This is a genomic window from Mycobacterium sp. 1245805.9 (assembly GCF_001672915.1).
Classification (GTDB): Bacteria; Actinomycetota; Actinomycetes; order Mycobacteriales; family Mycobacteriaceae; genus Mycobacterium.
On record NZ_LZKR01000192.1, the window covers coordinates 1 to 13466 of the forward strand.

The window sequence follows — 13466 nt, forward strand, 5'->3', positions numbered from 1 at the left end:
GCCGTGCCCGCCGGCGCCGCCCTGGCCCCCGCTGCCGGGGCCGGCCGCCCCGCCGGTGCCGCCCGTGCCGCCGTCGCCGCCCGTCGCGCCCGGACCGCCCTGCCCGCCGCCCGGGACGCCGAGGCTGCCTTGCGCGCCTTGGCCGCCGGTGCCGCCGGTGCCACCGGCCCCGCCGTTCCCGGCGCTGCCCGCGGCCCCGGGCGTTGAGCCCGCGCCGCCTGCACCGGCCGCCCCGCCGTTTCCGCCGTTGCCGCCCATGAAGCCGCTTTGGCCGGGCGCACCGGTGCCGCCGATGCCGCCGGCGCCGCCGAGGCCGCCGTTTCCGCCGTTGCCGCCGGGCCCACCGAACGTCCCGCCGTGGCCGCCCGCGCCGCCCGACCCGCCCGTGCTTCCCGTTTGTCCGACCGTGCCCACGCCCGCGGTGCCGACGCCGCCGGTCCCGCCGACTCCGCCGCTGCCGCCTGCGCCGAACAACCCGGCGTCACCGCCTCGGCCGCCGGGTCCCCCCGGCATGCCGGGCCCGCCGGTCATCCCGGACCCGCCGTTGCCGCCGTTGCCGAACAACATCCCGCCGGGGCCCCCCGGCTGCCCGGTGCCCGGCGCCCCGTTGGTGCCGTCGCCGATCAGCGGGCGCCCCAGCAGCAGCTGGGTGGGCGCGTTGATCAAACCGAGCAGGTCCTGCTCGGCGGTCTGCAATGGCGAGATGCTGGCCGCCTCGGCCGCCGCGTACGAATTCGCCGCGCTTGTCAGCGTTTGGGTGAACTCGTGGTGAAACGCCACCGCCTGCGCGGCCAGCTGCTGATAGCCCCGGCCGTGTTGGGAAAACAGCGCCGCGATCGCCGTCGACACCTCGTCCGACGCGGCGCTCGCCACGTTTGTCGTCTGGGCGACCGCGGCCGCGTTTCCGCTGGCCAGCGTCGCACCCAGACCCTCGACACTCGCGGCCACCGAGCCGATCAGCTCGGGGGAAACGAGCACATATGTCATCTGGCACCTCGCCGTAGCCAACCGGCCCTGAGCGTATCGCGGTGCGGGCCGCAAACGGGCATTTCCGCACAAATGCGGAAAACCCCCAAAATCATCGTTTAGCAGGTGAATTGAGCGACGGCCGGAAGGTGTGCGACGAGCCAGTCCGTCATCGCACCGACGACCTCGACACCGGACTCGAACGCATGGGCCTCGGCCGCGAGTGCCACGCCCACGTGCCCGGAATCCGTTGGCGCGATGCCGAATTGCCGGACCAGGTAGCCACCCCGCACCCCGGGACCCCAACCGCCCTTGGCGGCAAGCCCTTTGGCGGCCAACCCCCATCGCTGGGCGGGCGTGAGGTGGCGCATCAGGTCGACGACGGTGGTCGCGCCGGCGATGCCCGGCAGGTGGGCGGCGAAGCGCGCCTGGCGGCGCAGCGTCCATTGCGTCTGCCCAAATGCGGTGTAGCCGCGACGAAGTCGCTGCGATTCGACCACGGTATCCGGATCGCCGCATTCGTTGACGACGGCCCGCACCCGCGCCGCGGCCTCCGCCGGCTCGCCCAGCTGGGACCACAATTGCTCGGATGCCTGGTTATCGGATTCGGTGATGGCCTTGACGACCAGGCCCTCGGCGCGTCCCGGATCGGCACGCAGGGCCGCAATCGCCAACGGCACCTTGATCGTTGACCATGCGACGCCGGACGACCATCGGCCCAACGAGTACACCTCGGCAACGCCCGGGCGGGCGATCGCGATGCCGATGGTCGCCGGGACGGCGGCGGCCAGCTTCCCGAAGCTCGCTTCGATCGCGGGCGCTACCGGCGAATCGGCCACACCGGTTCACCGCAGTCGACACCCTGCGCCGACAACTGCCGTTTGAGCACCTTGAAGGTCACCGTTCGCGGCAGCTCCGCGCTCACCCGCACGTACGACGGCCACTGCTTGGGGCCCAGGTCGGGCTGTTCGGCAAGGAAAGCCCGGAACTTCTCGGGATCGAACTCGACGCCGGCCGCCATCACCAGTGCGGCCATCACCTGGTCGCCGACGACCGGGTCGGGCACCGCGTACACCGCGACCTCGGTGGCGTCGGGGTAGCGCAGCAGCACGCGCTCGATCGGGGCGGCGCCCAGGTTCTCGCCGTCCACCCGCATCCAATCACCAAGTCGCCCAGCGAAATACACGTAGCCAGCCTCGTCGCGGTAGCCCAGGTCGCCGCTGTGGTAGATGCCGCCGGCCATCCGCTCGGCCTCGGCGGCCTCGTCGTTGTAGTAACCCTCGAAGCGGCCCGGCCCGGCGGTGTTCACGATTTCGCCGACCACCCCGACGGGGCACGGCTCGCCGGTGTCGGGGTCGACGATCTCGACGCCGTCGGGCAGCGGGCCCAGCGCACCCGGCGGGGTGTCGGGCGTGCGGGCGATCGCCACCCCGCCCTCGGTCGAGCCGAACCCGTCCTGCACGACGCAGCCGAACCTGCGGGCGAAGCGTTCGATGTCGCCGGGCACGCCCTCATTGCCGTAGACCGCCCGCAGCGGGTTGTCCGCGTCGTCGGGGCGCTCGGGCGTGGCGAGCACGTACGACAACGGCTTGCCGACGTAGTTGGCGTAGGTGGCGCCGTAGCGGCGCACGTCCGGCAAGAATCCGGATGCGGAGAACTTGCGCCGCAACGCCATCGAGCCCTGGCACGCCGCGGCCACCGCCCAGCCGACCAGCACCGCGTTGGAATGAAACAACGGCATCGACACGTAGCAGACGTCGTCGCGCCCCAGGCCGAAGCGCTGCGTCATCGTGACGCCGGCGATCGCGACCTTGCCGTGGCTGCACTTCACCGCCTTGGGCTCCCCGCTGGTGCCCGAGGTGAAGATCAGCATGAACAGGTCCGCGGCCGAGGCGGACTGAAAACACAGCTCCGCGTCGCGATGCGCGTCCACCTCGGCGGCCCACGCCGCGGACTCGACGTTGACATGCTCGATGTCGCCCAGTGGCTCGGCCGATCTCGAATCGGCAAGCACCACTTGGCAATCAGCGTGCGCGATGTCGCGGGCCAGCGCCTCACCGCGGCGCACCGGGTTGAGCCCCACCGGCACGATGCCGGACATCCCCGCCGCCACCAGCATCGCCGAGAAGAACGGGGTGTTCTCCAGCAGCACGCCGACGTGCGGCGGCTTGGCCGGGTCGAGGCGCTCACGCAGCGCCGCCGCGATCGCGGTGCCGTGCCGGAGGTGATCACGCCAGCTGACGAACGTGCCCTCGAAATAGACGCCGCGGTCGTCGATTTCGGCCAGCGGGACCAGGAGCTTGGTGACGGTCGGGTCGGCTGGGATCACGAAGCCCACGGTGACCCCGCCTGTTCCACGGACGTCGCCCTCAGGCCGGCGTTTCCGCCAGTTCGCGGCCGATACGGCGCAACTGCCCGGTGGCACCGTGCAGCGCGAACTCGATCTCCTTGGCGGCCAGGAAGTAACGGTGCACCGGGTGATCGGTGTCGACGCCGACGCCACCGTGGATGTGCACGATGGAATGCGCCACCCGGTGCCCGGCGTCGGCGGCCCAGAACGCCGCGCTGGCCACGTCGATGTCGGCGGGCATGTCCTCCGACACGCGCCAGGCGGCCTGGGTGAGTGTCAGCCGCAAGCCCTTGACGTCGATGTACCCGTCGGCCAGCCGCTGTCCCACCGCCTGGAAGCTGCCGATGGGGCGGTCGAACTGCTCGCGGGTGCGCGCGTATTCGGCCGTCATTTGCAGTCCGCGCTCGAGCACCCCGAGCTGAAAGGCGCTACGGCCCAAGGTGATCAGCGTGTCGAGCCAGACGGCGACAACCCCGTCGCCCACGATCCGGCCGGCGTCCACCTGCGTCCCGTCCAGCGCCAGGTGCCCGACGCTGCCCCGGCCGGTGGTCTGCAGCGGCGTCACCGTGACGCCCGGATCGGAAGCGGCGACCAGGAAAACGGCTGCCCCGGAATCGGTTTCGGCTGGAACCAGAAAGGCGTCGGCGACGGGCCCGAAGCCGATCTGGGTGCGCGTCCCGGTCAGCCGGTAGCCCGCACCGTCGCTGACCGCTTGCACCGCGCCCTCGCCCATCTCCCCGTCGAGCGCGACGGTGAGGATCTTCTCGCCTCGCACCGCCGGCACGCCCCAGGCCTGCTGCAGCTCCTCAGACCCGAACCGGGCCAGCGCCCCGGCGCCCAGCACCACCGATTCCAGGTAGGGCACCGCGGCAAGCTGGTGGCCCAGCGCCACCAGAATGGCGACCTGCTCGAGCACGCCGAAGCCGTCGCCGCCCAAGGACGCCGGCGCCGCGCTGGTCAGGATGTCGGAGTCGACCAGCTTGTCCCACAGCTGGCGGTCGAATCGGTGCTCCAGCCCGTCCAGCTCGCGTTGGTGCTGCGGTGTGCAGACCGCGTCCACGATGGTGTCGACCAGCCCGCCGAGGTCCTGTGCCGCTTCTGTCGTCGTGAAGTCCATGAATTCTCGTCCTTATATAGAGGAAGCTCTAGCGGTTGGCCCGGGGCAGGCCCAGCGCGACCATCCCGATGATGTCGCGCTGCACTTCGTTGGTGCCGCCGCCGAAGGTCAGGATCAGGCAGGCCCGGTGCATCCGCTCGACCCGGCTGCGCAGCAGCGAACCCGGCGAATCCTGCCGGAGGGTCGCCGCGGTGCCGAGCACCTCCATCAGCAGCCGGTAGGCCTCGGTGGCCAGCTCGGTGCCGTAGACCTTGGCCGCCGACGCATCGGCCGGGTTCAGCGATTCGCTGTCCGACGACGCGAGCTCCCAGTTGATCAGCTTGAGCACCTCGGCCTTGGCGTGCACTCGGGCCAGGTTGAGCTGCACCCACTCGGAGTCGATGAGCCGGGTCCCGCTGGCGTCCTTGGTGTGCTGCGCCCACTCGCGGACTTCGCGCAGGGCCAAAAAGATCGGTTGCGGCGAGACCAGCGCGACCCGCTCGTGGTTGAGCTGGTTGGTCACCAGCTTCCAGCCGCCGTTCTCCTCGCCGATCAGGTTGGTCACCGGGACGCGCACGTCGGAGTAATACGTGGCGCTGGTGTCCACACCGGCCATGGTGTGCACCGGCGTCCAGGAGAAGCCCTCGGCGGTGGTCGGCACGGTCAGCATCGAAATGCCGCGGTGCTTCTTGGCCTCCGGGTTGGTGCGCACCGCCAGCCAGACCCAGTCGGCGTAGGCGATCAGGCTGGTCCACATCTTCTGGCCGTTGATCACGTAGTCGTCGCCGTCGCGCACGGCCGTGGTGCGCAGGTTGGCCAGGTCGGTGCCGGCGCCGGGCTCGGAGTAGCCGATCGAGAAGTGCAGTTCACCGGCCGCGATCTTCGGCAGGAAGAACTTCTTCTGCTCGTCGGTGCCGAAGGCCATGATCGTCGGCGCCACGCTGTTGATCGTCAGGAACGGCACGGGCACGCCGGCGATGGCGGCCTCGTCGGTGAAGATCAGCGAGTCCATGGGGGAGCGGTCCTGGCCGCCGTACTCCTTGGGCCAGTTCAGGGTGAGCCACCCGTCCTTGCCCATCTGCGCGACGGTGTTGCGATACGCATTTCCGGTCCCCACCTCGCCCTGGGTCGAGGTCAGTGCCTCGCGGCGCTCCGGGGTCATGAGCTTGGTGAAGTACGACCGCAGCTCGCGACGCAGCTCCTCCTGTTCAGGGGTGTAACTGATGCGCATTCCAGCCGTCCTTTGGTTAACGTGACCCGCGTAGCTCGACCAACGGCTACCCGTTCGCCTCCCCGGTTGTAACACGTTCTAGTCTGGGAATCCAGCGACCGTTTCGCCCGGCGCACCGGGGCCCTATGGTGGACCTACAAACCGATAGGGCGTGTGCTCGGGTCAAAGGCCAGTTTCGAGGAGGGTGCCGTGCGGGTGATCGTGGATCGTGACCGGTGTGAAGGGAACGCGGTGTGCTTGGGAATCGCACCCGACCTCTTCGATCTGGACGATGAAGACTATGCCGTCGTGAAGGCCGATCCGATTCCGCCCGACCGGGAGCAGCTGGCCGAGCAGGCGATCGCCGAGTGCCCGCGCGCTGCACTATTGCGCGGCGAATAAGCACAGCCTGACCACAGACTAGAGGTATTCATAAATTGACTAGCAGCACAAACGCGACCGATCTGTCCGGAAAGGTCGCGGTGGTGACCGGCGCGGCCGCGGGGCTGGGACGCGCCGAGGCGCTCGGCCTGGCCGGGCTCGGCGCAACCGTGGTCGTCAACGACATCGCCCCCGCGCTGGACGCCTCCGACGTCATCGACGAGATCAATTCGGCGGGCTCCAAGGCCGTCGCGGTGGCCGGCGACATTAGCCAGCGCGCGACCGCCGACGAGCTCGTCGCCACCGCCGACGGGCTGGGCGGCCTGGACATCGTCGTCAACAACGCCGGGATCACCCGCGACCGGATGCTGTTCAACATGTCCGACGAGGAATGGGACCTCGTCATCGCCGTGCACCTGCGCGGCCACTTCCTGCTGACCCGCAACGCGGCCACCTACTGGCGGGCCAAGGCCAAGGACGCGGGCGGTCACATCTTCGGCAGGATCGTCAACACCGCGTCGGAAGCGGGCCTGGTGGGGCCGGTGGGGCAGGCCAACTATGGCGCGGCCAAGGCCGGCATCATCTCGCTCACCCTCACGGCCGCGCGGGCGCTGGGACGCTACGGGGTGTGCGCGAACGCGATCTGCCCGCGGGCCCGCACGGCGATGACGGCCGACGTCTTCGGCGACGCGCCGAAGGTCGAGGAAGGCGGTATCGACCCGCTCTCGCCCGAGCACGTGGTGAGCCTGGTCAAGTTTTTGTCATCGCCCGCTGCCGCGGAAGTCAACGGGCAGGTGTTCATCGTTTACGGACCGCAGGTGACACTTGTGGCCGCACCGACGGCGGAGCACCGATTCAAGGCGGACGGGCCGGCCTGGGACCCCGGCCAGCTCAGCGTGGAGCTCGGAGAATACTTTGCTGGACGCGATCCGGAGCGGAACTTTTCCGCGGTCAACCTCATGGAGCAATGACGGTGAAAGCGCGCTTTACGGGCTGAAAATGCCGAGTAGAACATGTGTCAGATTGAACCCTCAGCAATCCCTCTGACCTGGACAAACTAACGGTTCGGATACGGAAATGGTGTTCATTGACATGGTGATCTTTCTCTGAGTTAATATGATCCGGCTTACACCGAGCCGCATGCGACCGAAGACAACGTTAAGGCGATACACAGGCTTCGCCGCGAGCAGCAAAGGGGGGTGGCCAAGTTGATAGAACAACTTTCGGTTCCCGCCCGCGCTGTGGGTGGGTTCTTCGAGATGATGATCGACACCGGCCGCGAGACATTTCGACGGCCGTTTCAATTTGGGGAGTTCCTCGAACAGACGTGGATGATCGCGCGAGTGTCGCTGGTGCCGACGCTGCTGGTGTCCATCCCGTTCACCGTGCTGGTCGCGTTCACCCTCAACATCCTGCTGCGCGAGATCGGCGCCGCCGACTTGTCGGGCGCCGGAACCGCTTTCGGCACCGTCACCCAGCTCGGCCCGGTGGTGACGGTGCTCGTCGTCGCCGGCGCGGGCGCCACCGCGATCTGCGCCGACCTGGGTGCCCGCACCATCCGGGAAGAGATCGACGCGATGCGCGTGCTCGGCATCGACCCGGTCCACCGGCTCGTGGTGCCACGGGTTTTGGCGTCGACGGTGGTCGCGCTGCTCCTCAACGGCCTCGTGTGCGCGATCGGCCTATCCGGCGGTTACGTGTTTTCCGTCTTCCTGCAGGGCGTCAACCCGGGTGCCTTCATCAACGGCTTGACTGTGCTGACCGGGCTGCGCGAGCTGGTGCTGGCCGAAGTCAAGGCGCTGCTGTTCGGCGTGATGGCCGGGCTGGTCGGGTGTTACCGCGGCCTGACCGTCAAGGGCGGACCGAAGGGCGTCGGTAACGCGGTTAACGAGACGGTCGTCTACGCGTTCATCTGCCTGTTCGTCATCAACGTCGTCATGACCGCCATCGGCGTGCGGATCACGGCCAAGTGAGCACTCGATGAGCTACGACGCCACCCTCCGGTTTCGCCGTTTCATGTCGCGGCTGCAGGGGCCCATCGACGACTTCGGCGAGCAGGCGTTGTTCTACGGCAAGACGGTGCGCTACGTGCCGCAGGCGCTCACCCAATACCGGAAGGAGACGATCCGGAACGTCGCCGAAATGACGCTGGGCGCCGGGGCTCTCGTCATGATCGGCGGCACGGTCGGGGTCGCGGCCTTCCTGACCCTGGCCTCCGGTGGCGTCATCGCCGTGCAGGGGTATTCGTCGCTGGGCAACATCGGTATCGAGGCGCTGACGGGCTTCCTGTCGGCGTTCCTCAACGTCCGCGTCGTCGCCCCGGTGATCGCGGGCATCGCGCTGGCGGCGACCATCGGAGCGGGCGCCACCGCGCAATTGGGCGCCATGCGGGTGTCCGAGGAGATCGACGCCGTCGAATGCATGGCCGTGCAGTCGGTTTCCTACCTGGTGTCGACCCGGCTGATCGCCGGGCTGATCGCGATCATTCCGCTGTACTCGCTCTCGGTGCTCGCCGCGTTTTTCGCAGCCCGGTTCACCACGGTGTACATCAACGGGCAGTCCAAGGGCCTCTATGACCACTACTTCAACACGTTTCTCATCCCGTCGGATCTGCTGTGGTCGTTCCTGCAGGCCATCGTGATGGCCATCGCGGTCATGCTGGTGCACACCTATTACGGCTACAACGCCAGCGGCGGCCCGGTCGGCGTCGGCGTCGCGGTCGGTCAGGCGGTGCGCACCTCGCTGATCGTCGTGGTCGTCATCACCTTGTTCATCTCGCTGGCCGTGTACGGCGCGTCCGGTAACTTCAACCTCTCCGGGTGAAGGGAGCTCCCGAAAAGACATGGCGGACGGCGCATCACGACGCTCATCGGTTCGGCTGGCAGCGGCGCTGCTGGCCGGCGTGATCGTGGCGTTCGTCGTCCTCACCTACCTTTCGTACACGGCGGCCTTCGCCTCGACCGACACCGTCACCGTCTCGGCGCCACGGGCGGGCCTGGTGATGGACAAGGGTGCCAAGGTCAAGTACCGCGGCATCCAGATCGGCAAGGTCACCGCCATCGACTACGCCGGCGACCAGGCGCGGCTGACGCTGGCCATCAGCAGCGATCAGATGCACTTCGTCCCCTCCAACGCGACGGTGCACATCGCGGGCAACACCATCTTCGGCGCCAAGTCCGTCGAATTCGTTCCGCCCCAGGCGCCTTCACCGACGTCGCTGCGCCCGGACGCGCACGTCGAGGCCTCCGCGGTGGCGCTCGAGGTCAATACCCTGTTCCAATCGCTCATCGATCTGCTCCACAAGGTCGATCCGGTGGAGTTGAACGGGACGCTGAGCGCGCTGTCCGAAGGGCTGCGTAGCCACGGCGACGACTTCGGATCGCTGCTGTCGGGGCTGAACACGCTGGCGCGCCAGGCGAATCCGAAACTACCCGCGCTTCAGGAGGACTTTCGGAGCGCCGGGATCGTGACCAACACCTACGCCGACGCCGCCCCCGACCTGAACACCGTCTTCGACAACCTGCCGACCATCAACCGGACGGTCGTCGACAAGCAAAAGGACCTCAACGACACGCTGCTGGCGACGATCGGCCTTTCCAACAACGCCTACGAGACGTTGGAACCCGCCGAGCAGAACTTCATCGACGCCATCAAAAGGCTGCGGGCCCCGATCAAGCTGGCCCATGACTACTCGCCCGAATTCGGCTGCTTTTTCGCCGGTGTCGACCGCGGCATCAAGGAATTCGCCCCGCTGATCGGTGTGCGCAAGGCCGGCCTGTTCACGTCGTCCAGCTTCGTCCTGGGCGCGCCGTCGTATACGTATCCGGAATCCCTGCCGATCGTCAACGCCTCCGGGGGCCCGAACTGCCGCGGGCTGCCCGACATCCCGACCAAGCAGACCGGCGGGTCGTTCTACCGGGCGCCCTTCCTGGTCACCGACAACGCCAACATCCCGTACGAGCCGTTCACCGAGCTGCAGTTCGACGCGCCCTCGACCCTGCAGTTCCTGTTCCACGGAGCCTTCGCGGAACGGGACGACTTCTGATGGCGGTCGCGGGGATGCCGTCGCACCGGTCGATGCTGATCAAGGTCAGCATCTTCGCGGTGGCCATGCTATTGGTGAGCGCGTCGCTGGTGGTGGTCTTCGGCGACTTCCGGTTCGGGCCCGAAAGTACTTACCACGCAACGTTCACCGACGTGTCGAAGTTGAAGCCCGGTCAGAAGGTGCGCATCGCCGGCGTGCCGGTCGGCGCGGTGTCGGGCGTGAAGCTCAACCAGGACAACACGATCGACGTCAAGTTCGGGGTGGACAGCCGCTACACGCTGTATTCGTCGACACGCGCGGTGATCCGGTACGAAAACCTGGTAGGCGACCGCTATTTGGAGATCACCTCGGGCCCGGGGGAGCTGCGTAAGCTGCCGGCGGGCGGCACGATCAACTCCCAACACACCCAGCCCGCACTGGATCTCGACGCGCTGCTGGGCGGGCTGCGGCCGCTGGTCAAAGGCCTGGACGCCGACAAGGTCAACACCATCAGCAGCGCGGTGATCCAGTTGTTGCAGGGTCAGGGCGGAGCGTTGTCCAACGTGCTTGCCGACACGAGCGCGTTCTCGTCGGCGCTGGGCCAGCGCGACCAGCTGATCGGCGACGCGATCACCAACCTCAACACGGTGTTGGGCACCGTCGACCAGAAGAGCGCGCAATTCTCGGCCAGCGTCGACCAGTTGCAGCAATTGATAACCGGGCTGGCCAAGAACAAGGACTCGATCGCGGGGGCCATCCCCCCGCTGGCGTCCACCACCTCGGACTTGACTGAGCTGCTGAAGAATTCGCGTCGGCCGCTGCAGGGCATCATCGAAAACACCCGACCGCTGGCCACCGAGTTGGACAACCGCAAGGCCGAGGTGAACAACGACGTCGAGCAACTCGGCGAGGACTACCTGCGGCTGGCGGCGCTCGGCGCCTATGGGTCCTTCTTCAACATCTACTTCTGCTCGGTGACGATCAAGATCAACGGCCCGGCCGGCGGCGACATCCTGATACCGTTCGGCGGCCCGGTGGATCCCAGCAAGGGGAGGTGCGCTTTTGTCAAGTAACGCAAGGCGCGAACGCGACCCGCTGCGCACCGGCATCTTCGGTGTGGTGCTGGTGGTCTGCGTGGTGCTCATCGCGTTCGGGTACGCGGGCCTGCCGTTCTTTCCGCAGGGCAAGATGTACGACGCCTACTTCACCGACGCGGGCGGCATCAACCCGGGCAACTCCGTTTACGTGTCTGGCTTCAAGGTGGGCAAGGTGGCCTCCGTCGGCCTGGCCGGCAACAGCGCCAAGGTGACCTTCAGCGTCGATCGGCATGTCGTCGTCGGCGATCAGTCGCTGGCCGCGATCCGCACCGACACCATCCTCGGTGAGCGTTCCATCGCGGTGACCCCGGCCGGCAGCGGCAAGGCGACCACGATTCCGCTGAGCCGCACGACGACGCCGTACACGCTGGCCGGCGCCCTCGAGGATCTGGGCAGCAACGCCAGCAACCTGAACAAGCCGCAGTTCGAGCAGGCCTTGAACGTGCTCACCGACACGCTGCACGACGCCACGCCCGAACTGCGCGGCGCGCTGGACGGCGTGACATCGCTATCCCGCACGCTGAACCGCCGCGATGAGGCGCTGCAGGGCCTGCTGGCGCATGCGAAGTCGGTGACGGGGGTGTTGTCGCAGCGCGCCGACCAGGTCAACAAGCTGGTGGACGACGGCAACGAGTTGTTTGCCGCGCTCGATGAGCGGCGCGCCGCGATCGGCGAGTTGATCTCGGGCATCGGCGGTCTCTCCCAACAGATTTCCGGCTTTGTCGCCGACAACCGCAAGGAGTTCGGCCCCTCGTTGAGCAAGCTGAACCTGGTGCTGGCCGACCTCAACGAGCGCCGCGACTACATCATCGAGGCCCTCAAGCGGTTGCCCACCTACGCCACCGAGCTCGGCGAGGTCGTCGGTTCCGGGCCCGGGTTCAACGTCAACGTCTACGGTGTGATCCCGGCGCCGTTGGTGGCGACGATGTTCGATTTCTTCTACCAGCCCGGCAAGCTGCCGGCGAGCCTCGCCGACTACCTGCGCGGGCTGATTCAGGAACGCTGGATCATCAGGCCGAAATCGCCATGACACGGTTCACGGGCAGCAGGAGCGTGCGCTACGGCATTATCATCGCGCTGGTCGCGATGCTGGTGGGTGGCGTGTATGTGCTGTCGTCGCAAGGCAATAGCCGGACCGTCATCGGCTACTTCACCTCCGCCGTCGGTCTGTATCCCGGCGACCAGGTCCGCATCCTGGGTGTGCCGGTCGGTTCGATCGACACGATCGAGCCGCGGCCTTCCGACGTGAAGATCGTCATGTCGGTGGCCAAGGACGTCAAGATTCCCAAAGATGCCCGGGCCGTGATCATCTCGCCGAACCTGGTGTCGGCGCGGTTCATTCAGCTCACCCCCGCGTACACCGGCGGGGCGGTGCTGCCCGACGGCGGCAGCATCGACCTGAATCGCACCGGGGTGCCGGTGGAGTGGGACGAGGTGAAGGAGTCCCTGACGCAGTTGGCCGTTCAGCTGGGGCCGACGGGATCGGCCGGGGGGGCGCTGCAGGGGCCGCTGGGCAAGGCGATCAACCAGGCCGCCGACACGCTGGACGGCAAGGGCGAGTCGTTCCACAACGCGTTGCGCGAGCTCTCGCAAGTCGCTGGGCGGCTGGGCGATTCGCGCAGCGACATCTTCGGCACGGTCAAGAACCTGCAGGTGCTCGTCGATGCGCTGTCGGCGAGCAACGAACAGATCGTGCAGTTCGCCGGGAATGTGGCCTCGGTGTCGCAGGTGCTCGCCGACAGCTCGCGGCACCTGGACAACACCCTGGGCACGCTCAACCAGGCGCTTTCGGACATTCGCGGATTCCTGCACGAGAACAACTCGACGATCATCGATACGGTCAACAACCTCAATGACTTTGCGCAGACGTTGAGCGATCAGAGCGACAACATCGAGCAGGTGCTGCACGTGGCCGGGCCGGGCATCGCCAACTTCTACAACATCTACGACCCGGCGCAGGGCACCCTGAACGGTTTGTTGTCCATCCCGGAATTCGCCAACCCCGTGCAGTTCATCTGCGGTGGGTCCTTCGAGACCGCCGGCGGCCCGCGGGCGCCCGACTACTACCGGCGCGCCGAGATCTGCCGCGAGCGGCTCGGCCCGGTGCTGCGCCGGCTCGCGGTGAACTACCCGCCGGTCATGTTCCACCCGCTCAACACGATCACCGCGTACAAGGGCCAGATCATCTACGACACCCCGGAGACACAGGCCAAGGCGGCCACCCCGATTCCACAGCTGACCTGGATACCGGCCCAGGGCTCCCACCTCCCCCCGGCCGCCCAGAACCTTGCGAGAGCTCGCGCAACGCGTTGTGGAACGACTCGCCCTTGCCGTCCAGCGGC

13 protein-coding genes are annotated in these 13466 nt (G+C 67.7%); 8 read left to right on the top strand and 5 right to left on the bottom strand.

Annotated elements, in window-relative coordinates:
• The 5 genes from A9X00_RS30985 to A9X00_RS25010 form a co-directional block, all read right to left on the bottom strand.
• Positions 1 to 987: PE family protein (locus A9X00_RS30985; protein ID WP_156772285.1), on the bottom strand; the 987-nt coding region annotated here is incomplete at its 3' end.
• 98 nt (positions 988 to 1085) lie between these two features.
• Positions 1086 to 1805, bottom strand: coding sequence for a hypothetical protein (locus A9X00_RS24995; RefSeq protein ID WP_067159650.1), 720 nt, complete (start codon positions 1803 to 1805; stop codon positions 1086 to 1088).
• Positions 1787 to 3295 carry a long-chain-fatty-acid--CoA ligase FadD17 gene (gene fadD17 / locus A9X00_RS25000; RefSeq protein ID WP_156772286.1) on the bottom strand — a complete coding sequence of 503 codons (1509 nt, stop codon included), beginning with the start codon at positions 3293 to 3295 and terminating at the stop codon, positions 1787 to 1789. The genes A9X00_RS24995 and fadD17 overlap by 19 nt, the downstream gene beginning before the upstream one ends.
• A 40-nt stretch (positions 3296 to 3335) precedes the next feature.
• Complete coding sequence (locus A9X00_RS25005) at positions 3336 to 4433, bottom strand: acyl-CoA dehydrogenase family protein (protein WP_067159653.1); 1098 nt, start codon at positions 4431 to 4433, stop codon at positions 3336 to 3338.
• Between the two features lie 28 nt (positions 4434 to 4461).
• Positions 4462 to 5643 (bottom strand): acyl-CoA dehydrogenase, encoded by a 1182-nt coding sequence (locus tag A9X00_RS25010; protein ID WP_067159656.1) that lies wholly within the window; start codon positions 5641 to 5643, stop codon positions 4462 to 4464.
• 189 nt (positions 5644 to 5832) lie between these two features.
• Between A9X00_RS25010 and A9X00_RS25015 the strand changes: the two genes are divergently transcribed.
• From A9X00_RS25015 to A9X00_RS25050, 8 genes are all read left to right on the top strand, one after another.
• On the top strand, positions 5833 to 6024 hold the full coding sequence (locus A9X00_RS25015) for a ferredoxin (protein ID WP_067159679.1): 192 nt from the start codon (positions 5833 to 5835) through the stop codon (positions 6022 to 6024).
• A gap of 35 nt (positions 6025 to 6059) precedes the next feature.
• The gene (locus A9X00_RS25020; RefSeq protein ID WP_067159659.1) at positions 6060 to 6974 is read left to right on the top strand and encodes a 3-oxoacyl-ACP reductase; all 915 of its coding nucleotides are present in this window, start codon (positions 6060 to 6062) and stop codon (positions 6972 to 6974) included.
• Between the two features lie 237 nt (positions 6975 to 7211).
• On the top strand, positions 7212 to 7976 hold the full coding sequence (locus tag A9X00_RS25025; protein ID WP_067159682.1) for an ABC transporter permease: 765 nt from the start codon (positions 7212 to 7214) through the stop codon (positions 7974 to 7976).
• Positions 7977 to 7983: 7 nt separating this feature from the next.
• Complete coding sequence (locus A9X00_RS25030) at positions 7984 to 8826, top strand: ABC transporter permease (protein WP_067159662.1); 843 nt, start codon at positions 7984 to 7986, stop codon at positions 8824 to 8826.
• Between the two features lie 19 nt (positions 8827 to 8845).
• The gene (locus tag A9X00_RS25035) at positions 8846 to 10048 is read left to right on the top strand and encodes an MCE family protein (RefSeq protein WP_067159665.1); all 1203 of its coding nucleotides are present in this window, start codon (positions 8846 to 8848) and stop codon (positions 10046 to 10048) included.
• On the top strand, positions 10048 to 11100 hold the full coding sequence (locus A9X00_RS25040) for an MCE family protein (protein ID WP_067159668.1): 1053 nt from the start codon (positions 10048 to 10050) through the stop codon (positions 11098 to 11100). Before A9X00_RS25035 ends, A9X00_RS25040 begins: the two co-directional genes overlap by 1 nt.
• Positions 11090 to 12154 carry a virulence factor Mce family protein gene (locus tag A9X00_RS25045; protein WP_067159670.1) on the top strand — a complete coding sequence of 355 codons (1065 nt, stop codon included), beginning with the start codon at positions 11090 to 11092 and terminating at the stop codon, positions 12152 to 12154. Before A9X00_RS25040 ends, A9X00_RS25045 begins: the two co-directional genes overlap by 11 nt.
• On the top strand, positions 12151 to 13466 hold a 1316-nt coding region (locus A9X00_RS25050), incomplete at its 3' end, for a virulence factor Mce family protein (protein ID WP_067159673.1). The genes A9X00_RS25045 and A9X00_RS25050, both read left to right, overlap by 4 nt.